Source organism: Parasphingorhabdus sp. (genome assembly GCF_039968395.1).
Classification (GTDB): Bacteria; Pseudomonadota; Alphaproteobacteria; order Sphingomonadales; family Sphingomonadaceae; genus Parasphingorhabdus.
The window spans coordinates 89,913-110,416 of record NZ_JBDVPV010000001.1 but is presented as its reverse complement, the minus strand read 5'-3'; the positions used below and the strand labels follow the sequence as shown (position 1 = coordinate 110,416).

Genomic DNA, 20,504 nt, shown 5'->3' with positions numbered 1-20,504 from the left:
GGAACATCCATGGGAATCAGAGAAGACATGCCATTGCTCGCGCGCCACGAAGGCGTCTGGGATGGAACTTACGCCTATTATAATGCGCAGAACGAGAAGGTGGACGGACATGCATCGCGGCTTATCTGCCGTTTTCTGGATGAGGGTCCGGTGCCTTATCATCAATCCAACTATTACACCTGGGCCGATGGCAAAACCGACACTCGCGAATTTCCTGCCGAGTATCGCGACAAGCGAATCTGGTGGGACAATGATCTGATCAAGGGCTGGGCTGCGGAAGTGCCGCTTGACGAATATAACCGCACAATGATGTTATATTGGCAAAGACAAGGTGATCCGTCGCTTTATCTGTATGAACAGATCCAGCTATCCGATGATGGTCAGAACAGATGCCGGACTTGGCATTGGATCAGAAATGGAGCTCTGGAAACGAGAACCGCAATACAGGAGACATTTGTGACGAAAGACTGGCGCAGAATTGAAGCGGAAATGGGGATATAAACTGACTCAGCCACGCTCTCTTTTTGACAAGCTTTGGAACAGCCATGTCGTTGCAGATTTGCCGGGCGGTGCTGCACTGGTCGCAATTGACCGGGTGTTTCTGCACGAACGTACGGGCGCGGCGGCGCTCAACAGCCTCGCCGAAGCCGGCCGTAAAGTCGCAGATCCGTCGCGCGTGTTTGCGGTCACCGATCATATTGTCGACACTCGTCCGGGGCGCACCGATCAGACACTGATGCCAGGCGGGCAGGCCTTCATTACCGAAACCCGGGCAGCGGCCAAGGCGGCCGGAATAACCCTGTTTGACGTCAATGATCCGGATCAGGGAATTGTTCATGTAATTTCGCCGGAACTTGGAATTGTCCTGCCGGGTTGCACCTTGATTGCCCCCGATAGCCATACTTGCACGCAAGGGGCCTTCGGAGCACTTGCATGGGGAATCGGCTCGTCCGAGGCTGAACATGCCATGGCCACTGGAACGTTGCGTCTGACAAAACCCAAATCAATGCGTGTGACATTCTCCGGAACCTTGTCTCCGGGCGTGACGCCCAAAGACATGATCATGACGCTGATTGCGCGCCATGGCGCAGCGGGAGGCAAAGGCCATGCGGTTGAATTTGCGGGTGACGCCGTCCGGGAACTGGACATGGAAGGCCGCATGACCCTGTGCAACATGGCGACTGAATTTTCCGCCATGTCCGGATTCATAGCTCCGGATGACAGGACATTCGCCTATCTGGAAGGTCGTCGCCATGCGCCGGCCGGTGCGCTCCGGGACCAGGCCATTGAGGATTGGACCAATCTTGCGAGCGATGATGGCGCAGTTTTTGACCAACAGATCGAAATTGATGCAAGCGTCATTTCACCCATGGTGAGTTGGGGCACCAGCCCGGAACACAGCATCGGTATCGAAGATAATATTCCCACAGATGCAGCCGCAAGATCACTGGACTATATGGCGTTGACCGCCAGCCATCCGATCAGGGACACTCCGGTTGATGCCGCCTTTATCGGAAGCTGCACCAATAGCCGGCTGTCCGATTTGCGCCGGGCTTCTGCAATGCTGCGAGGTAAAAAGGTAGCAAATGGTGTCAAAGCCATTTGCGTCCCGGGGTCATCGCGGGTCAAACGCGAAGCCGAAGCAGAAGGTATTGACCAGATTTTCCGCGACGCCGGTTTTGAGTGGCGGGAAAGCGGTTGTTCGATGTGCTTCTATGCCGGTGGCGAGAGTTTTGACGCCGGTTCCCGTGTCATCTCAACGACCAATCGCAACTTTGAAAGCCGGCAAGGCCCGAACGTCAAAACCCATATCGCAAGTCCGGAAACGGTGGTTGCCAGCGCGATTGCCGGTGCGATTGCCGATCCGCGGGAGCTGATCTGATGGCTGAACCATTCTCCACCCTGATCTCGCTGCCATTGCCGCTGATGCGCGACAATATCGATACCGATCAAATCATTCCGTCACGCGAAATGAAAAGCACCGGTAAAACCGGTCTCGCTGACGGCTTGTTCGCTGGCTGGCGCTACACGGAAATAGGCGGACGTGATCCCGATCCGGAATTTGCGCTGAACAAGCCAAAATATGCAAGCAGCCAGATCATTCTCGGCGGAGAAAACTTCGGTTGCGGTTCCAGCCGGGAACACGCGGTCTGGGCTTTGGCAGAATATGGCTTTCGCGCCGTGCTCGCGCCCAGCTTTGCACCAATTTTTGCGGGGAATTGTGTCCGCAATGGAATATTGCCCGCTGTCCTGGATGCCGATGCAATTGCCTGTATCGAAAAAACCGAGCGGCCGGTGACCATCGATCTGGCCGCACAATTGGTCAGCGTCGATCAACAAGACTGGACCTTTCCGATTGAAGAAGAAGCCAAGGCGATGCTGATAGAAGGCCTTGATGCCATCGACCTGAGTTTGAAAATGGCGCACCAGATCGCCACATGGCAACAGCAAGATCGCGGCGACCGGCCGTGGATATATATAGGAGCTTCCGCATGACCCCATCCGTCACCATCAGCGAAGTTGGCCCGCGAGACGGCTTGCAAAGCGTCGACCGTGTCATGGCGACCGAAGCCAAGAAAGCCTGGATAAAGGCAGAAGTCGAAGCCGGTGTCAGTGAAATCGAGGTCGGCAGTTTCGTGCCGCCATCGCTTTTGCCGCAAATGGCGGATACGGCGGAGATTGTTGAATATGCCAAGACCTTGCCTGGTCTGGATGTTGTCGCCCTGATCCCCAATTTGCGTGGTGCAGAAAATGCGATCAAAGCCGGTGTCGACAAAATGTCGATCCCCTTTTCGATGTCCGAGACCCACAGCATCAACAATGTCCGCAAGGATCATCCGGCGATGATTGCGGAGATCAAGGCAATTGCCGAACTGGTGGCAGCGCAACCGGACGGTCAGCGCCCGCATTTCGAAGTCGGCCTGTCCACGGCTTTTGGTTGCACCATGGAAGGACCGGTCAGCGAAGATCAGATCGCCCGTCTCGCCGAAGCCGCGATGGAAGCCGGTGTAGCCGAATGTGGCCTGTCCGATACGACCGGCTATGCCAATCCGACGCAGGTCACGCGACTGGTGCGCAAGGTCAAATCAGCCATCGGTTCGGAACATCTCAATACGCTTCATCTCCACAATACGCGCGGACTGGGTCTCGCCAATGTCATGGCCGGTCTGGCCGAGGGCATCACCACATTCGACTCCTCGCTCGGCGGACTGGGCGGCTGTCCCTTTGCCCCGGGCGCGTCCGGCAATATTGTTACCGAGGATCTGGTTTTCATGCTCGAAGCAATGGGCATTGAAACGGGGATCGATCTCGACAAGTTACTGAAAGTCAGAGAGATTGTAGCCGAAGCCTTGCCCGGCGAACCGCTCTATGGATTTACACCTGACTCCGGTCTTCCACTCGGATTTGAGCCCACTACAAAGAAAGCGGCAGCATGACAGAAACATCCGGAGGTCCCACCCCGCTTGCAGGCCTTAAGGTCGTTGAGTTCACACATATGGTCATGGGCCCGGCGGTTGGTGCGATCCTCGCATCACTGGGTGCAGACGTTATTCGGGTGGAGCCGATTGGCGGTGACCGCACCCGGCGTCTGGTCGGTTCAGGATCCGGTTATTTTCCGATGTATAATCGGCACAAGGAAAGCATCTCACTGAACCTGAAAGATCCGGAAGGCCTGGACGTGGCCAAAAAACTGGTGGCTGATGCGGATATACTGGTTGAGAATTATCGCCCCGGAGCGATGGATCGGCTGGGGCTTGGCTATGATGTTTTGTCCGAAACGAACGACCGCCTGATCTATTGCTCGGAAAAAGGGTTTCTTCCCGGACCATATGAGAATCGCACGGCACTGGATGAAGTCGCGCAAATGATGGGTGGTCTTGCCTATATGACCGGTCCTCCCGGCCAGCCGCTGCGTGCCGGCTCGAGCGTGATTGATGTCACCGGGGGCATGTTTGGCGTGATTGCCATTCTCGCCGCGGTGGAGGAACGCCATCGCACGGGCAAAGGCCAGAAAGTACAGAGCTCGCTGTTCGAGACAACTATCTACATGATCGGACAGCATATGGCGCAAAAGGCAGTGACGGGGAAAGCCGCTGACCCGATGCCCGCACGTATCTCGGCATGGGCGATTTATGATGTCTTCCAGACCAAGGATGATCCGGTATTTATCGGGGTCGTGACGGACGCCCTGTGGGAGAAATTCTGCAAGCTGTTTGCACTGGATGAACTCTGGGCCGATGAAAGCATCCGCGAGAACAACAATCGTGTGGCCGCTCGCGACCGCATCATGCCGCAAATCCGCGATCTGATTTCCGGATTCACACGGTCAGAGCTGATTGAGAAACTGGAAGGAACCGGCTTGCCGTTCGCGCCCATTGCCCGGCCCGAAGACATGTTCGATGACCCCCATCTCAATGCCAGTGGCGGGCTGGAACCGGTCACTCTGGATACTGGCGAGAAAACGAAACTGCCGGCTCTGCCAATTGAGATGAATGGGTCTCGCCCTTCTGCACCAGTACAGCTTTCCGCCATTGGCGAACACACGGATGCGCGTCTTGCCAGCATCGGTATCTCACCAGAAGAGATAGTTAGACTGCGAGAAAAAGGTGCTATCAGTTAGGCCAAGAGCTTCAGAAAATTGAGGCCGTAATCTGAGAGGCCTCACGTGATCATCGACACAGACATTTTGATCATCGGGGCCGGGGCCGCTGGGCTGACAGCCGCCCTTGCCGCCCATGATACGGGCGCTTCTGTCACGATCATCGAAAAACAGGATCAGCTCGGCGGCACCGCTGCCATTTCCGGCGGCATCGTCTGGGTGCCCGGCAATCATTATATGGATGCCCATGGTCTGAGCGACAGCCCTGAAGACGCAATGGCCTATTTCCAGTCGCTCGATCAGGGGGACATTGATGAAATCGTCCTGTCGGCCTTTGTCGATGAATCGCCCAAAGCATTGAAGTTTCTCGCAGAAAATAATGCTGCCGGGCTGAGCATGCTCGAAGGTTATCCCGATTATTATCTCGACCGCCCGGGCGCAAAGCCGGAAGGCGGCCGTGCACTCGATAATGATCTGTTTGATTTTAACACGCTTGGAGAGTGGGCCGACAAGATATTCGAACACGGGCCCGCGCCGCGCATGATGCTGCGGGAGACGCCGCTCGGCGGCGGGACGGGGGTGGTTGATCCGGAAGAAATGCAACGACGCGAGTCTGGCAACCTGCGCGGATGGGGACAGGCGCTGATCGGCCGGCTGCTCAAAGCCTGCCTTGATCGCGAAATTACACCTCTGCTTGCTGCGGATTGTCAGCAACTCAACATGGAAAATGGCCATGTTATCGGCGCAACTATTGCGCATGATGGCACTGCAAAGACGATCAAGGCCAGCAAGGGTGTGATCATCGCCACCGGCGGGTTTGAATGGAATGACCAGCTGAAACAGACCTTCCTGCGCGGTCCACTCGATGCCCCCGCTTCCCCTCCGGGCAATCAGGGTGATGGTCTCAAAATGGCGATGGCAGCGGGCGCCAGTCTTGGCAATATGACCAGCGCATGGTGGGTGCCAACATTGTCGATGCCCGGCGCGAATTGGGCAGATGGCAGCCAGCGATCCATGCCCGTTCTGATCGAACGCACCCTGCCGCATACGATCATGGTCAACCGCGCGGGCAAGAGATTTTGCAACGAGGCGAATAATTATTCGGCGCTGGCTGGAGCATTCCATTTTTTCGATCCAGCCACCTACAGCTATCCCAACCTTCCGGCTTTTTTGATCCTCGATCAGCAATATCTGTCCAAATATCCGCTGGCCACCGTGATGCCCGGAATGCCGCTTCCGGACTGGATCACAAGCGCTGATGATCTTGAAAGTCTCGCGAACAAGGTCGGCATAGATGGCGCGCAACTGGCGACAACCGTGGCCCATTTCAATCAACAGGCGGCGAAAGCACAAGACGAAGAATTCGGACGCGGGACGAGCGACTATGACCGCTTTTACGGCGACCGGTCCCGGCCTGGCGCATCGGCAACCTTGGGCCCCCTGACCGAAGCGCCTTTTCATGCCGTAGAAATCAATATGGGCGCGCTCGGTACCAATGGCGGGGCCAGAACCAACGGATCTGCCCAAGTCATCGGCCATGACGACAAACCCATTCCCGGATTGTTCGCGGCGGGCAATGTCATCAGCTGCCCGACCGGCGGCGTCTATGCCGGAGCCGGCGGGACATTGGGTCCAGCACTGACGTTCGGATATATCGCAGGCCGGTCAGCAGCGCGGCTGGTCAACACGTGAATTTCAGGAGGCGATGATCAAGATACTCACCATTGGCGCAACCGGGGACCAAGGCCACCCATTGCTCGAGAGATTGGTTGCAGCCGGTATGGAACCGGTTGCTGCATTGCGGAACATCCAGGCGCTCGCCAATACCCCCTTCGCTGATGTCGCCACCGTGAAGGCAGACCTGTATGATCCGGATTCATTGATCGCGGCGGCCCAAAACATGGACGCGATGGCGATCCATCTGCCTTTCGTGTTTGACCGCGAGAAAGCGGCCGAGCTGGGACACAATATTGCTGAAGCAGCCAAGGCAAGTTCGGTCAGCAAGATTGTGTTCAACACCAGTTGCTTTGTTGCAGATTTTGACAATGACAATCCGGCGCATGACGGCCGGCGCGAAATTGAAAAGGCGATTATAGAAAGCGGCGTCGACTATGTCATTTTCGAACCAAAAGTGTTCATGGACAACATGATCCGCAGCTGGAGCAAGCCGTCGATCGTGAACAGCGGCATTTTTGCCTATCCAGCCAAACCGGATTTGAAAATATCCTGGATCTGCCTGGATGATGTCGCTGCATTCATGGTCGAAGCCCTCCAGCGCGACGACCTGCCGAACGGGCGCTATGCGATTGGTGGCCCGGACGCGCTGATTGGCGATGAAGTCGCTGCGATCCTGAGTGAAGCTGCAGGAAAATCAATTGTTTTCAAAAGCCTGTCACCGGATGAATTCGCATCGGCGATGAGCTTGCTGGTGACCGGATCCGCCGAAGTTGTGCCCTTTAGCGTCTATGACGGCATGGCCAGCTTTTACCGCTTCTACAATACGCAGTCCGTGTCTCCCCTGATCGCGGATACACAGGAAATGGCGCGGCTATTCCGAACCAAACCTACGGCGCTCAAAGATTGGGCAGCACGGCAGGACTGGAGCGATCCCATCGATCCGGCTCTGGCAATCAGAATGGCGGGCATGCAATAAATGGCGGCGGCGAAGACCAGCGACCAGAAAGCCAATTATGCGCTTGGTGTGCTGTTTATCGTCACCATGCTCAATTTTCTCGACCGCCAGATTATCTCGATACTGGCAGAGCCGATCAAACGCGATCTTGGTCTGTCCGATACCCAACTTGGCCTGATGACCGGCCTGTCATTTGCGCTTTTCTATACAACGCTGGCGATACCGGTCGCCGCGCTGGCGGACCGCTGGAACCGCAGCCGGATTATCGCCATTGCCATTGCCATCTGGTCGGCCATGACTGTCCTGTGCGGACTGTCGGCAAATTTCGTGCAGTTATTTATGGCGCGCATCGGAGTCGGAATTGGTGAAGCCGGATCCGCCCCCGCATCCCATTCTCTGATCGCTGATCTGTTTCCTCCCGAACGCCGGGCCGGAGCGCTCGGCATATTGGGGATGTCCGTCCCGATTGGCGCTTTTATCGCCTATGCGGCTGGCGGCTGGATAGCGCAGGAGCTGAGCTGGAGAATTGCTTTTCTGATCGCAGGGGTGCCGGGACTGCTGGTTGCGCTCACGATGTGGTTCACGGTCCCTGACCCTCGCGGGAAACCGCGCTTGACCGAAGCCTTCAAGCCACTTCCCGGGAAGGCCAGTCTCAAAGACGCACTGGCGGAACTCTCCCAAAAGCCAGCTTACTGGCATCTGGTAGCCGGAGGGGTTTTGATCCAGTTTGTTTCTTATGGGCTTGCCAGTTTCTATGGTGGGCTGTTCGTCCGTGTCCATGGCATCGGCTATGGGGAACTGGGCTGGAAACTGGGCCTCATGGTCGGTATTTCGGGCGGATTGGGTGCCTGGCTCGGCGGCAAATTTGGTGACCGGCTGGGCAAGAAAAATCCTGCCTTGCCGTTGATCGTCAGCGGGCTGATTCTGATCGCGGCTGCGCCCGGAATGGCCTGGGCCGTTTACGCTGGCAGCGCCAATCTGGCCGTCTTGTTGCTGGCCATTCCTACATTCGCCGCCACATTCTATTACGGGCCAACATTTGCGGCGCTGCAGTTGCTCGCCAGTGAACAGACGCGGGCGCTGGCGGTTGCGATCTATCTGCTCATCGCCGGCCTGATTGGACTTGGACTCGGCCCGGTCTTTGTCGGCATTTTGTCCGACCAGCTGGCTATGAACCCGGGCGCGACCGAAGCCAGCGCATTGCAGACCGCTCTTGCCTGCCTGGCCATGTTCAACCTCTGGGCCGGTTTCCACTACTGGCGTGCACAGGCGCATCTGAAACAAACGGGATACCAGCTGGCGAGCTGATATCCCGTTCGTCGCGGACGATCGCTTGCCTCCACCCGTGCCGGGCTTCAGCAAGCGCGATCAGAATTTATAGCCAACTTCCACTCCCAGACGGCGGCGACCGCCAGGTGAGATAAACGAACCTCCGAATTCAACCGCCGGAATGACCTCATTGAGATATTTCCGATTGAACATGTTGTCCGCAAAGGCGGTGATTTTCCAGTTCTCGCCTTCCAAGCCAACCCGCAGATCAAGAACACCAAAGGCTTCCCGTTCGGTTGGTGTCAGATCGGCATCTCCGACAAAGGCGGGCAGCATCAATGCAGAACCCGGCAGCAAGCCGCTGAACAAGGTCGGTCCCACATCATCCTGCACCGTGTGGAAGAATGTCGGTCCGGTGATCCGATAGTCGGCCCGCATCACAAGATCGAAGCTGTTTGCGATCGGTGCAACCACCTGGGTACCAAGGTTGATCGTATAGTCAGATGTCGAAGGTGACTTGTTGCCAACCGTGTTCGGACGCGAACTGTTGGCCTTGATTTCGCTTTCGGTCACGTTGAGTGAACCAAAAATATCCCAGCCTTCGACTATCTCGATATTGGTGTTGAACTCCGCACCATAGATCTCGACTTCATCAATATTCGAAACGATGCGCAGCAAGCCAAATGCGCCCACGAAAAATTCGAAGAACTGCACGTCATCGGCCTGCGTATAATAGCCGGCAAGATCGAAGGTGACACGGCCATCCCAGAGGCTGCCCTTGATTCCGGCTTCAAACGCACTGGACGTTTCCTTGTCGAACACATCCTCAATCAGGATATTCGTGCCGAGAAACTGATTAAAGTTCTGATCGATAACTGCGGCAGAACCCTGGTTGTTAAACCCGCCGGATTTGAACCCGATGCCCCAGTTGGCGTAGACATTGACGTCGTCGGTCAACCCGTAACGCAGAGAAACTTTCGGCTGCAGCTGTTTGAACGTCCGCGATTGATCAGCAATCGCCCCAAATGCCTGACCCGGATTAATTGGTCCGCCAGTGAATGGATCGGTCGCTACCGGAACCAGGTTGCTGACACTGCGATCTTCGATATCATAGCGCAGCGCCACCCCGACATTGAACCGGTCGCTGGGTTCCCAGTCGACAGAACCGAAAGCCGCGTAGACATTGGTGTTGAAATTGTCGAAATAGAGCTGTGTGGTCGGGTTGGTGCTGTTCGCATCGTTGAACAATTCACGAATGATACCCTGCCCAAGATCAGCACCGAGGCTGACACCCACGTCGCGATCAATGTTCAGGAAATAAGCACCCACTTGCCAGTTGAGCGGTCCGTCGCTGTCCGAGGCCAGCCGCACTTCGGCACTGATGTCGGTCTGGTTGCGAATCTGATATTGCGTCCCGTCACAGGTCGTCGGGCTATATGGCCCGAAAGTCGAACCATTGGCTGGATCAAAGATAAACGGGACCGGATTGTTGCCGACGAAACCCGGGGAATTGACGGGAAAACCGGTCAATGCCGCAGTGGTGGCGAAACAGCTGTTTGATGCTGTCACCGAGGCCGGCGTCGCGCCCGGGAAGGTGAAGCGCGCAAAGTCAGCGGACGTTCCATCGGCGGTCAGCGCCTGATCAACGTCACTATAGAGCACCCAGGCAGTCAGGACGGCCGCATCAAACTGATGCTCTATCTTGGCCGATGCTTCAAAAGTCTGCTGGTCATTGGTCGGCCGGATATTGCTGTAAAAATTGAACGGATGGTCGTTCACATCTTCAAAGAAATCCGGGTTGACGCCGGCAAAATTGGGCAGATGGAACGAGGCGTTGAAATTGATCGACGCTCCCGAAAGATCTGCATAGCGCGCTTTCACATCGAGCTCCGTATCATCACCCAACTGCGTGACAAAACGTCCGTCAATCGACCAGGTCTCCTGATCGTCCACAACCGCTCGGTTGTTGAGGAAGGAATTGCGGAAGAAGCCGTCACTTGTCGTATAACTGCCGGACAGAACGAGACCGGAGCCTTCGCCGACCGGAACGGAAACATAAGCCGATGCCTTGTATGTATTGTCTTGTGCAGCACTGGCTTCAATACCGCCCTCGAGAAAATCACCGGGCTTCAGAGTCTGGATGACAATCGCACCCGCTGCTGCATTACGTCCGTAAAGCGCGCCTTGCGGCCCTTTCAGCACTTCGATCTGGCGCAAGGTTCCTTGCTTCTGGTTCAGCTGTGCCGTGTTGGTTTTCAATATCCCGTCGACGACCAGCGCAACCGAACTTTCTGCATCGCGTGTACCGTTAATACCGCGAATGTTGATCTGCGTGTCGCCCGCTTCCGCTGTTCCGGTAATGATCGTGACACCGGCCGTCAGCTGGACAAATTCATCCGCACGTTCGATTCCGGTTTTGTCGATGGCATCTGCACCGAAGACGGTGACCGAGGCGGGGACTTCTGTCAGCAATTCATCTTGACGACGAGCGGTAACGATAATGACATTGCTGTCCCCGGCATCGTCAGCAGCCTGGTCTCCGCTGGTTTGAGCCAAGGCCGGATTGTAGGTGACCAGGGCGGCAAAACCTGCCGATAGTGAAAGAGCTGTTTTAAGGCGACGCATTGTATTTTCCTTCCCTGAGTGGAATTTTTTTCGGGCCTTTTGGCCTCTGATAGTATTCAAGTGAGCACATTTGCTCCGCTCATGTAGACATAGACTTCCTGAAACTTGCCATCGCGAAGGCGCCAGAAATTGGTGTTGTTCAACAATGTGACATTGCCATCATCATCAATCAGCTCGGCAATGAAATTGGCAGCAATACGGCCATTGGCTTCATCGACCGTGCACACAAAATCACGATGGATAATCGTTTCATAAGCTGCGAAAAAATCCTCGAACATACGGCGGATTTCGCCCTTGCCGCTGTGCCGGGTGAAATCTGTTTGCACACAGAACAAGGCTTCGTCGTGGAAACAGTCCAGTGCCGCATCCATGTTCTTGGCATCGACATTTCCAAAATAGGTTTTGGTGGCAAATTCAATTAGTGCATCGCGGGAGAGACCGGGTTCATATTGCATCAGGCGTCTCCTTCTTTGAGCAGGTTGTCACCGCTCATGTAAACCGTAACATGCTGGAACAGCCGGTCTTTGCAGTAAAAGCGGTTGCAGTTTTCATAGCGCAATTGCTCACCGCCATTAGGCGTGATCAAAACCGTAAACTGCGAACAGACCGCGTTGGTTTCGGGATCCGCCGTGTGGACGAAATTGCCGTGCCAGATATCTTCGAAGTCAGCGAACAGCTTTTCAAACATGGACCGGATCGCATCGCGGCCATTATGCGTCGTGTCCGATGTCGCTTCGTAGAGAATAGCATCCGGTGCGAAACAGTTGAGCACCTGAGTCAGATTCTTGTTATCAACCCCGTCAAAATAACGCTTGGTGACGATATCCACGTAAAAGGGATAGGGAAGCGGCGTTTGCCCCGCCATGCCGGGAGTCCAGTCTGCCATCAATACCAACCCTTTCTTATATCGTCGTCTTTGGGAACTTCGGGAGCCGGAAACGCTTTCTTGCTGTGCGTAAGGCCCAGTTCGATCAGTGTTTCCAGAAATTTATAAGCCACCTGGCCGGGATTGAGGATCGGTATCGGAAGATTGTCATCAAGAAATTTCGCGGACTGATGCATGGTTGTTGATCCAAGAACGATCACATCCGCACCGTCTTCTTCCATCGCCGCCGTGGCTTCCTCTTTCAGCTTGTCAAAAATGACTTCTTCCTTTCCGGCGAGCAACTCGGTCACGTCCGGACGGGTTTCGATTGAACGGAGGGAAGCGACGCGCTCCCACCAGCCATATTCTGTCAGCGTCTTTTCATAGAGCGGGAACCATTCCGACCACATGGTCAGCACCGTGAATTTTTTACCCAGCATCATCGCCGCAGCGAAAGCGGCCTCTCCGGGCCCCACCACCGGGATTGAAAGCCGCGAGCGCAACGCTCGCATGCCGCTGTCGCTCACCGTGTCGATCAGCACGCCGGCATAGCCTTCTTCTTCGGCCTTGATGCCTGCCTGGAACACCGTCCAGTCCATCAACATCGTATCATGATAGCTATCGCCCAGTGCTGCTCCCCACGGTACGGCTACAAATTCAGGAGCAAATCCTTCCCGGACAAAATCTGCTGGCAATTGCTCCGCACGAGCAGCTACACCGGCCTCATCCATCGGAATGGGTACAATGACTTTAATGCGCTTTGGGTTCGGCATATTTGACAATTACCTCCTGATCGCTTCTATTGTATACAATTCTGTTCCGTCAAGCGGAAAGTCACCTGCCGATCAACTGTCACTTTTATAGTTGCACAAAGGAAACATATGAGTCGCGCCGCCGAAACCGCATATGAAAAGATCCGCCACTATATTTTGCACGGGGAAGCGGATCCCGGCATGCAATTGACAGAGGAAAAACTGGCGGAGATATCAGGCGTTTCACGAACCCCTGTGCGCGATGCCGTGCGCCGTCTGGAGAATGAAATGCTGCTGGTCCGCAGCGCCTCAAAGCGCCTCTCTGTCGCGGACTGGTCAGATGGAGAGATCGATGAAATGTTTACGCTGCGCGCCATGCTCGAGGCCCATGCCGCCGAACGCGCCGCTGCTCGTATCGACGCCGATGCACTTAACGCTCTTCGCGGTATCAATGAAGACCTGAAAAAAGCGGTCGCCAAAAACCGGCCCGACGTCCCGGCTTTTCTGGATGCAAATCGCCGCTTTCATGATTTGATTCTTGAATGCGCTGCGTCTCCGCGTCTCAGCAAGATGCTTCCGGCATTGGTCGAACAACCGGTTGTTCGCCGCACGGCCCAGCAATATTCCAAAGAACAGCTGGATCAGTCTGCACGGGATCATGACGAACTGATTGCCGCCTTTGCGGCGCAGGACACGAGCTGGGCCTGGTCGGTCATGAACAGCCATATTCGCCGCGCGTTCCATACGTTCAACACCGCAGCAGATATCAAAAGCGACTGACGATTTTCAGATAATGCCGCGTGCTGCGAGGTCCGCCCGCTGCGCGCTGTCCATTCCCAGAAGTTCGCCGTAAATCGCCTCGTTATGGGCTCCCAGTTCGGGCCCGATTGTTTCCACACTACCCGGTGTGGCGGATAATTTGGGGGCGACATTCTGCATGACAAAATTGTCGTGTTGCGGGTGATCCATCTCGACCAAAGCCTCGCGGGCGGCGAAGTGCGGATCCGCAATCATCTCAGGCGCACGATAGATATTGCCCGCTGGAACGCCGTGCTTTTCGCAGAGTTCAAGTACTTGCGCGCTGGTCAGTGTCCGCGTCCACTGGTTGATCCGTTCATCCAGCTCCGTCTGGTTTTCACCGCGCGCCATATGCGTGGCATAGCACGGATCATCACCCAGTTCCGGCTGCCCCATCATTTCGGCCATGCGTTTCCAGACGCTATCCTGATTTCCGCCAATAAGCACGCTACCGTCCGATGTCGGATAGACGTTGGAAGGTGCGATTTTCGGCAATATGGATCCGGTGCGTTCCCGAATGTGGCCCGCGACTGTATATTCAGCGACGGTTGATTCCATATTGGCCAGCACCGCTTCATAAATTGCCGAATCGACAACCTGCCCCTTGCCGGTCACATGCCGGTGGTGCAGCGCCATCATCGCGCCGAGACAGGCATATGTCGCTGCCAGCGAGTCGCCGATGGACAGGCCTGCTCGACTTGGCGGCCGGTCCGGTTCGCCCGCAATATAGCGCATGCCGCCCATCGCCTCGCCAATCGAGCCATAGCCTGCGCGCGAAGCATAAGGCCCGGTTTGCCCATAGCCAGACACCCGAATCATGATCAGTGCTTCGTTGATCTGGTTCAGTTCGTCATAGCCCAGACCCCATTTCTCCATCGTGCCGGGGCGAAAATTCTCGAGCAGGAAATCGGATTTCCTGGCAAGGCGCCGAACGATATCCTGGCCTTCCTTTTCCCGCAGATTCAAGGTGATGGATTTCTTGTTGCGCCCTACAACAGAGAACCAGAGCGGTATTCCCTGCCCCCAGCTGCGCATCGCATCGCCAATTTTGGGTGGTTCGATCTTGATGACTTCCGCACCGTGGTCGCCCATCAACTGTCCGCAAAAAGGGCCTGCAATCAGTTGCCCCATTTCGATCAATCGCAATCCAGACAGAGCCCCTTGCGTCATTCAAAAATCTCCCGCATCATCCTTTTGCTATACAAAGCAGATTCAGGATTGTATACAAATTTTATGACCCACGCCTCTCCGTCCCCGGTTGAAATTCTTGAAGTTGGCCCGCGTGACGGGCTGCAGAACGAATCTGATATCATATCCACCTCGGACAAATTGCAGCTGATCAACAATATGATTGATGCCGGTGTTCGGCGCATGGAAGTGGCAAGCTTTGTCCATCCCAAGCGGGTTCCGCAAATGGCGGACGCCGAAGCGGTGATTGCAGGCCTGCAAGATCGGGACGACATGTCCTATATCGGCCTGTGCCTCAACAAGCGCGGCGTGTTGCGTGCGCTCGCCACCAAAGAAGGGGGCAAGCGGGGCATTGATGAAGCCGGGTGCGTCGTCGTGGCCAGCGATACTTTTGGCGAGAAAAATCAGGGTCAGACCATCGAACAGGGCATTCGCGAGAATCGCGAAATGATCCGCTTTGCCAAAACCGAAGGACTCAAGGCGCAGGTCACAATCTCTGCTGCTTTTGGCTGCCCGTTCGAAGGCCCGGTTCCCGCCGAAACAGTATTACATATCGCAAGCGAGATTGCCCAAGAGGGCCCTCTCGAAATTGCGCTGGCCGACACCATTGGCGTCGGCGTCCCGGGTCAGGTCGAAAATCTGTTCGGCCAGCTGCACGAATTGCTGCCGGACAACATATCCATGCGCGCCCATTTTCATGACACACGAAATACCGGCATCGCCAATGCCTGGGCCGCGGTCCGGTCGGGCGTCAAGACACTGGATGCCAGTCTGGGCGGTCTCGGCGGATGTCCATTTGCACCCAATGCGACCGGCAATATCGCGACCGAGGATCTGATCAACCTGCTGGATCGGTCCGGGGTTCCGCATAATCTGGACCTTCGCACAGCGATCAAAACCAACCAATGGTTTGCGAAAATCATGAACCGGCCGCTTCCCTCCTTGGTGGCAAGAGCCGAAGCCTGAATGCATAATCACAAGAAGAGAGAGAAATAATATGGGGTACCGACTGGGCGTTGATGTCGGCGGGACATTTACGGATTTGCTGCTGTTCAATCAGGAGAGCGGAGAATCCTGGCGAACCAAGACGCCATCGACCCCGCATGACAGTTCCGAAGGCATATTGAATGGCGTGCACGCCATTTGTGAAGATGCCGGCGTTGACCCCAAGGCGATTGACTATTTCCTTCACGGAACGACGGTCGCAACCAATGCCGTGCTGGAAGGCAAAGGCGCGAAGGTTGGCCTGATCACGACGGAAGGTTACCGCGATATCATGCAGATCGCCCGGAGCTTCGTTCCCGGCGGTCTGGCGGCCTGGATCATCTGGCCCAAACCGGAGCCGCTCGCCGCACTGGAAAATACCGTAACCGTCAACGGCCGGATGAATGCAGATGGCGAAGAAGTTCGGCCATTGGATGATGCCAGTATCGGCGCAGCGATCACCCAATTGAAAAACAATGGTGTCGAAGCTGTCACGGTGTCGCTGATGAATGCCTATGCCAATGGCGCACATGAAAGCCGGATCGGCGAGATGGTCGTCTCGGAAATGCCGGACGTGCCGGTCTCGCTGAGTCATGAAGTCCTGCCCGAAATGCAGGAATATGAGCGCACCCTGACCACAGTTGCCAACGCTGCCGTGCGTCCGGTGGTCAGCAATTATGTCTCCAGCCTGCGCTCCAAACTGGCGGATATCGGAATGGGCGGAAAATTTTCGCTGCTGCGTTCCGATGGCGGCTTGATGTCTTCGCAAAAAGCGGAAGAGCATCCGGTCAATATCCTCATGTCCGGCCCCGCCGGCGGGGTAACCGGCGCCATGTGGGTAGCAAAAAATGCCGGGTTGAAAAATATCCTGACGCTCGATGTCGGTGGCACATCCACAGATGTGGCCTTGATCGAGAATCTCGAACCACGCCGTGTCCGCACAACCGAGGTGGGCCATTTGTCGGTCCGAGCCTCCTCTCTGGACGTCAAAACCGTGGGTGCTGGTGGCGGCTCGATTGCCTATGTGCCAGAGCTGACCGGAGCCCTGCGCGTTGGCCCGCAATCGGCAGGAGCCGTGCCCGGCCCTGTTGCTTACGGAAAGGGCGGCGAAGAGCCGACCGTGACAGACGCGAATGTGGTTCTTGGCTATCTTCCGGAAAACCTGCTCGGCGGCAGCTTCCAGCTTGACCGCGAAGGGGCCAAAAAATCGGTTCAGAAAATTGCCGACGCCTTGGGTATCGAATTGATGGCTGCGGCACGCGGTATCATTGATATCGTCAACGAAAACATGTTCGGAGCGCTCAGAATGATCTCCGTGCAGCAAGGCTATGACCCACGCCATTTTGCCTTGATGGGCTTCGGCGGTGCCGGTCCGTTGCATGTCAATGCGGTGGCCAAATTGATGGATAGCTGGCCAGCCGTTTCGCCCGTTTCTCCGGGTGTATTATGTGCGCTGGGTGATGCAACGACCCGCATGCGGACGGAAACGGCGCGATCTTTTTCAAAACTCGCAACGACCACCGATGCTTCGGAGCTGATCACAATTCTCAAGGAAATGAACGACCAGACCCGGGCAGAACTGGTGTCAGACGGGCTTTCCGAGGACGAGATTACCAGCGAGTTTGAAGTCGACGTGCGCTATGCCGGACAGGCTTTTGAAGTGCCGCTGACGATCACACCCGAAGTACTCGAAAATGATGGCATTGACGGCATATTGAAACGCTTTGACGAAGAACATCACCGGCTGTTCACCTTTAACATGGATACACCGCACGAGATCGTGAATTTGCGTGCTGTTGCGCTTGGTCAGGTGCTCGATCTGGCGGCGACCGAACTTCCCAAAGGCAATGGCGATCCAATCGATGCGAAAATGCGCGATCACACCATGTGGATGGATGGCAAGGAACAGGACGGTGCGATCTATGATCGCTCGAAACTGAAACAGGGGGATATCATCCCCGGTCCGGCGATCGTGATCGAGATGGACTCGACGACATTGATCGAAACCGGATGTGTTGCCGAGGTGGATGCCTTTGGCAATATCCTGATTAACCTGGCGGAGGGACAGTAAAATGCCTGCACAAATTATTGAGTCAAACACCACGCCATTCAAGAAAGTTGATATTGATCCGGTCACGCTGGACATTATCGAAAACGCCCTGCGCAATGCCCGGGTCGAAATGGATGCCACATTGGTGCGCACAGCCATGTCTCCCGGCATCCGCGAGCAAGGTGATGCCTTTCCGCTGATAGCGGATCATACCGGCAAGATGATTGTCGGCCAGTTTGGCAGCTATATCGGGCCGTTTCTCGAAGGCTTTGACGGGACCGTCGAGGATGGCGACATGATTTTCCTGTCCGATCCCTATTCGGTGGCCGGGGCGATCAGCCACAGCAATGACTGGCTGGTGCTGCTGCCGGTGTTCAAGGACGGTCGGGTTATCGCCTATACATCGATGTTCGGACATCAGTCCGATATCGGCGGCAAAGTGGTTGGGTCGATGCCGATCAACGCCCATTCCATTTTCGAGGAAGGCGTCCGCATTCCACCGGTGAAAATCTGGAAGAAGGGCGAATATAACGAAGATCTGATCAAGCTCGTCATGCACCAGACCCGCAAGCCGGACTGGTGTCAGGCCGATCTCAACGCACTGATCGCATCCTGTCGTGTGGCTTCGCGCCGCGTGGTGGAAATGGCCGAGCGTTTCGGAGACGATGTCTATGTTTCCGCAACGCAGGAACTGCTGGCCCGCAACCACCGCGCGATGAAAGCGCTGATCGGTCAGGCCATTGGCGAAGAGCCCGTCAGCTTCGAAGATTATTTGTGTGATGACGGCATGGGCTCCGGTCCCTACAAGATCAAATGCACCATGTGGCGCGAGGGCGACAAGGTCATTCTCGATTTTGCGGGAACCGATCCGCAAAGTCAGGCATCGATCAACTTCCTGCTGAATGAAAGCATGTTCAAGATGTTCTTCGGCATCTACATGATCATGGTCTTCGATCCGCAAATCCTGTTCAACGACGGCTTCTATGATCTGATTGATGTACGCATACCTGAAGGATCATTGCTCAAACCGCAATTTCCGGCAGCCCTGTCGGGGCGAACCCACGCATTGGGGCGTATTTTTGATATTCTCGGCGGCCTGCTTGGTCAAAAAACGCCGGAATTCCTGAACGCTGCCGGTTTCTCGTCTAGCCCGCATCTCTTTTATTCGGGCAATGACAAGAAAGGCGACTGGTTCCAGCTGTTCCAGATTGGCTTTGGCGGTATTCCCGGACGTCCGATGGGCGACGGGCCCGACGGCCACTCGTTGTGGCCGGGCTTTACCAATGTTCCGAACGAATTTCTGGAACGTTATTTCCCGCTGTTGATCGAACGTTATGAAACCAAAGCAGACAGCGGCGGTGCCGGCTTGCACCGGGGCGGCAATGGTATTCACATGACCTATCGCTTCCTCGCAGCCGGAACAATTTCCATTCATGATGATCGCTGGTTTGTTCCGCCCTGGGGCGTCAATGGCGGCGAACCCGGAAAGCGAGCACGCAAGATTCTGGAAAAGGCAGATGGCACCAGCGTCATTGTCGGCAACAAGATTGAGGAAGTTGCAGTGGAAGAAGGCGATCAGCTGCACTTCATCACCTGGGGCGGCGGCGGATGGGGCGATCCGCTTGAACGCGACCCCGCTCTGGTCGGCAAGGAAATCACCCAGGGGCTGGTGACTCCGGACGGCGCAAAGGAATATGGCGTGATTGCCGATGCGAATGGTGTCGTAGATGCAGCAGCCACCGAAGCGCTGCGGGCAGAAATGGCTGCGAAACGCGGTCCGTTACCGTTGTTCGACTATGGCCCGGGGATCGAAACGCTGCGCGAAAATTGCGAAGCGGAGACGGGACTCAAACCACCTGTTCAACCGGTCTGGCCGACTCTGGAAGCTGCGGAATAGCTTCAATCTGCTAGTAGACTTCCCCTTTGCCGCTCATCATCGTGGCGGCAAAGGGAGAGACTATCAGTATGAGCATATTGGACAATTTTCGACTGGACGGCGAAGTCGCTGTCGTGACCGGTGCGGGCAAGGGGATTGGTCGCGCCATCGCCCTGGGACTGGCCGAGGCGGGCGCCGATGTCGCAGTTGCCTCTCGAACCGCTGGCGATATTGACCGGGTCGCGGACGAGATTCGCGCACTTGGTCGCAAGGCCATTGCGATCCCCACAGATGTTACAAAAATGGACTCGCTCGAAGCTCTGGCAGAACAGACGGTTGCCGAACTGGGGTCACTCAGCATCTGGGTCAGCAACGCCGGCGGCCTGCCCGATGGTACACCGCGCTATCTCACCCGCACACCCGAAGACAAATGGGATGCGCAGATTGATCTCAATCTCAAAAGCGTCTGGATGGGAGCAGTCGTCGCGGCCAGACAGATGACGGACGAGGGTGGATCGATCATCAACATTTCCTCCCGTGCATCGATGGGCGGCCAGCTGAAAAATGGTCCTTATGGCGCGTCCAAGGCCGCAACCAACAGCCTGACTCAGACATTATCGCTCGAACTCGCGCCAAAAATCCGTGTCAATGCGGTCGCACCAGGGCCAATTCCGACCGAGAATTTTGATGAATCCATGGGGATTGATACCGATGAAAAGCGGCAGGCCTTGCTTAAGCAATTCCAGATTCCACTCGCCCGTTTCGGTGCAGAAGAAGATATCGCGTCGGCCGTGGTCTATATGGCATCACCCGCAGCAGGCTGGGTGACCGGCCAGTGTCTGTTCGTCACCGGCGGCAAGTGATT

Annotated in this window: 18 protein-coding genes; 13 read left to right on the top strand and 5 right to left on the bottom strand. The window is 55.9% G+C overall.

Annotated features, from left to right (window positions below; all coding sequences use genetic code 11):
* Positions 1-9 precede the first annotated feature (9 nt).
* The 8 genes from ABJI30_RS00495 to ABJI30_RS00460 are packed head-to-tail and all read left to right on the top strand — an operon-like array spanning position 10 to position 8,540.
* Positions 10-501 carry a DUF3598 domain-containing protein gene (locus tag ABJI30_RS00495; RefSeq protein ID WP_348014936.1) on the top strand — a complete coding sequence of 164 codons (492 nt, stop codon included), beginning with the start codon at positions 10-12 and terminating at the stop codon, positions 499-501.
* A complete protein-coding gene (locus tag ABJI30_RS00490; RefSeq protein WP_348014935.1) occupies positions 479-1,882 on the top strand; it encodes a 3-isopropylmalate dehydratase large subunit in 1,404 nt (467 codons plus the stop codon). Before ABJI30_RS00495 ends, ABJI30_RS00490 begins: the two co-directional genes overlap by 23 nt.
* Positions 1,882-2,496 (top strand): 3-isopropylmalate dehydratase small subunit, encoded by a 615-nt coding sequence (gene leuD, locus ABJI30_RS00485; protein WP_348014934.1) that lies wholly within the window; start codon positions 1,882-1,884, stop codon positions 2,494-2,496. Before ABJI30_RS00490 ends, leuD begins: the two co-directional genes overlap by 1 nt.
* Positions 2,493-3,437, top strand: coding sequence for a hydroxymethylglutaryl-CoA lyase (locus ABJI30_RS00480; RefSeq protein WP_348014933.1), 945 nt, complete (start codon positions 2,493-2,495; stop codon positions 3,435-3,437). Before leuD ends, ABJI30_RS00480 begins: the two co-directional genes overlap by 4 nt.
* Positions 3,434-4,621: a CaiB/BaiF CoA-transferase family protein gene (locus ABJI30_RS00475; protein WP_348014932.1), complete on the top strand. Its 1,188-nt coding sequence runs from the start codon at positions 3,434-3,436 to the stop codon at positions 4,619-4,621. Before ABJI30_RS00480 ends, ABJI30_RS00475 begins: the two co-directional genes overlap by 4 nt.
* A 45-nt stretch (positions 4,622-4,666) precedes the next feature.
* Positions 4,667-6,292 carry an FAD-dependent oxidoreductase gene (locus tag ABJI30_RS00470; protein ID WP_348014931.1) on the top strand — a complete coding sequence of 542 codons (1,626 nt, stop codon included), beginning with the start codon at positions 4,667-4,669 and terminating at the stop codon, positions 6,290-6,292.
* Between the two features lie 13 nt (positions 6,293-6,305).
* On the top strand, positions 6,306-7,253 hold the full coding sequence (locus ABJI30_RS00465) for an NmrA family NAD(P)-binding protein (protein ID WP_348014930.1): 948 nt from the start codon (positions 6,306-6,308) through the stop codon (positions 7,251-7,253).
* On the top strand, positions 7,254-8,540 hold the full coding sequence (locus ABJI30_RS00460; protein ID WP_348014929.1) for an MFS transporter: 1,287 nt from the start codon (positions 7,254-7,256) through the stop codon (positions 8,538-8,540).
* 60 nt (positions 8,541-8,600) lie between these two features.
* On the opposite strand, the gene ABJI30_RS00455 is transcribed toward ABJI30_RS00460, so the two are convergent.
* Genes ABJI30_RS00455 through ABJI30_RS00440 form a run of 4 tightly spaced genes read right to left on the bottom strand, consistent with a single transcriptional unit; the run spans position 8,601 to position 12,764 of the window.
* A complete protein-coding gene (locus ABJI30_RS00455; RefSeq protein ID WP_348014928.1) occupies positions 8,601-11,126 on the bottom strand; it encodes a TonB-dependent receptor in 2,526 nt (841 codons plus the stop codon).
* A gap of 56 nt (positions 11,127-11,182) precedes the next feature.
* Positions 11,183-11,581, bottom strand: a complete 399-nt coding sequence (locus ABJI30_RS00450) for a nuclear transport factor 2 family protein (RefSeq protein WP_348014927.1) — start codon at positions 11,579-11,581, stop codon at positions 11,183-11,185.
* The gene (locus tag ABJI30_RS00445; protein WP_348014926.1) at positions 11,581-12,012 is read right to left on the bottom strand and encodes a nuclear transport factor 2 family protein; all 432 of its coding nucleotides are present in this window, start codon (positions 12,010-12,012) and stop codon (positions 11,581-11,583) included. Before ABJI30_RS00445 ends, ABJI30_RS00450 begins: the two co-directional genes overlap by 1 nt.
* On the bottom strand, positions 12,012-12,764 hold the full coding sequence (locus tag ABJI30_RS00440; protein ID WP_348014925.1) for an aspartate/glutamate racemase family protein: 753 nt from the start codon (positions 12,762-12,764) through the stop codon (positions 12,012-12,014). The genes ABJI30_RS00445 and ABJI30_RS00440 overlap by 1 nt, the downstream gene beginning before the upstream one ends.
* Positions 12,765-12,872: 108 nt before the next feature.
* Between ABJI30_RS00440 and ABJI30_RS00435 the strand changes: the two genes are divergently transcribed.
* Positions 12,873-13,523, top strand: coding sequence for a GntR family transcriptional regulator (locus ABJI30_RS00435; protein WP_348014924.1), 651 nt, complete (start codon positions 12,873-12,875; stop codon positions 13,521-13,523).
* A 6-nt stretch (positions 13,524-13,529) separates the two neighbouring features.
* On the opposite strand, the gene ABJI30_RS00430 is transcribed toward ABJI30_RS00435, so the two are convergent.
* Positions 13,530-14,711, bottom strand: a complete 1,182-nt coding sequence (locus ABJI30_RS00430; protein ID WP_348014923.1) for a CoA transferase — start codon at positions 14,709-14,711, stop codon at positions 13,530-13,532.
* Positions 14,712-14,774: 63 nt separating this feature from the next.
* On the opposite strand from ABJI30_RS00430, the gene ABJI30_RS00425 reads away from it, so the two are divergent.
* From ABJI30_RS00425 to ABJI30_RS00410, 4 genes are all read left to right on the top strand, one after another.
* A complete protein-coding gene (locus ABJI30_RS00425; protein WP_348014922.1) occupies positions 14,775-15,695 on the top strand; it encodes a hydroxymethylglutaryl-CoA lyase in 921 nt (306 codons plus the stop codon).
* 31 nt (positions 15,696-15,726) lie between these two features.
* Complete coding sequence (locus ABJI30_RS00420; protein WP_348014921.1) at positions 15,727-17,784, top strand: hydantoinase/oxoprolinase family protein; 2,058 nt, start codon at positions 15,727-15,729, stop codon at positions 17,782-17,784.
* Between the two features lies 1 nt (position 17,785).
* A complete protein-coding gene (locus tag ABJI30_RS00415) occupies positions 17,786-19,660 on the top strand; it encodes a hydantoinase B/oxoprolinase family protein (RefSeq protein ID WP_348014920.1) in 1,875 nt (624 codons plus the stop codon).
* Positions 19,661-19,728: 68 nt separating this feature from the next.
* Complete coding sequence (locus ABJI30_RS00410) at positions 19,729-20,502, top strand: SDR family oxidoreductase (protein ID WP_348014919.1); 774 nt, start codon at positions 19,729-19,731, stop codon at positions 20,500-20,502.
* Positions 20,503-20,504: the final 2 nt, after the last annotated feature.

What these genes read in the sequence shown, in the direction of transcription:
- ABJI30_RS00495 (WP_348014936.1), top strand. Translation starts at nt 10, where the DNA reads ATGGGAATCAGAGAAGACATGCCATTGCTCGCGCGCCACGAAGGCGTC.
- leuD (WP_348014934.1), top strand. Translation starts at nt 1,882, where the DNA reads ATGGCTGAACCATTCTCCACCCTGATCTCGCTGCCATTGCCGCTGATG.
- ABJI30_RS00480 (WP_348014933.1), top strand. Translation starts at nt 2,493, where the DNA reads ATGACCCCATCCGTCACCATCAGCGAAGTTGGCCCGCGAGACGGCTTG.
- ABJI30_RS00475 (WP_348014932.1), top strand. Translation starts at nt 3,434, where the DNA reads ATGACAGAAACATCCGGAGGTCCCACCCCGCTTGCAGGCCTTAAGGTC.
- ABJI30_RS00465 (WP_348014930.1), top strand. Translation starts at nt 6,306, where the DNA reads ATGATCAAGATACTCACCATTGGCGCAACCGGGGACCAAGGCCACCCA.
- ABJI30_RS00460 (WP_348014929.1), top strand. Translation starts at nt 7,254, where the DNA reads ATGGCGGCGGCGAAGACCAGCGACCAGAAAGCCAATTATGCGCTTGGT.
- ABJI30_RS00455 (WP_348014928.1), bottom strand. Translation starts at nt 11,126, where the DNA reads ATGCGTCGCCTTAAAACAGCTCTTTCACTATCGGCAGGTTTTGCCGCC.
- ABJI30_RS00450 (WP_348014927.1), bottom strand. Translation starts at nt 11,581, where the DNA reads ATGCAATATGAACCCGGTCTCTCCCGCGATGCACTAATTGAATTTGCC.
- ABJI30_RS00445 (WP_348014926.1), bottom strand. Translation starts at nt 12,012, where the DNA reads ATGGCAGACTGGACTCCCGGCATGGCGGGGCAAACGCCGCTTCCCTAT.
- ABJI30_RS00440 (WP_348014925.1), bottom strand. Translation starts at nt 12,764, where the DNA reads ATGCCGAACCCAAAGCGCATTAAAGTCATTGTACCCATTCCGATGGAT.
- ABJI30_RS00435 (WP_348014924.1), top strand. Translation starts at nt 12,873, where the DNA reads ATGAGTCGCGCCGCCGAAACCGCATATGAAAAGATCCGCCACTATATT.
- ABJI30_RS00430 (WP_348014923.1), bottom strand. Translation starts at nt 14,711, where the DNA reads ATGACGCAAGGGGCTCTGTCTGGATTGCGATTGATCGAAATGGGGCAA.
- ABJI30_RS00425 (WP_348014922.1), top strand. Translation starts at nt 14,775, where the DNA reads ATGACCCACGCCTCTCCGTCCCCGGTTGAAATTCTTGAAGTTGGCCCG.
- ABJI30_RS00420 (WP_348014921.1), top strand. Translation starts at nt 15,727, where the DNA reads ATGGGGTACCGACTGGGCGTTGATGTCGGCGGGACATTTACGGATTTG.
- ABJI30_RS00415 (WP_348014920.1), top strand. Translation starts at nt 17,786, where the DNA reads ATGCCTGCACAAATTATTGAGTCAAACACCACGCCATTCAAGAAAGTT.
- ABJI30_RS00410 (WP_348014919.1), top strand. Translation starts at nt 19,729, where the DNA reads ATGAGCATATTGGACAATTTTCGACTGGACGGCGAAGTCGCTGTCGTG.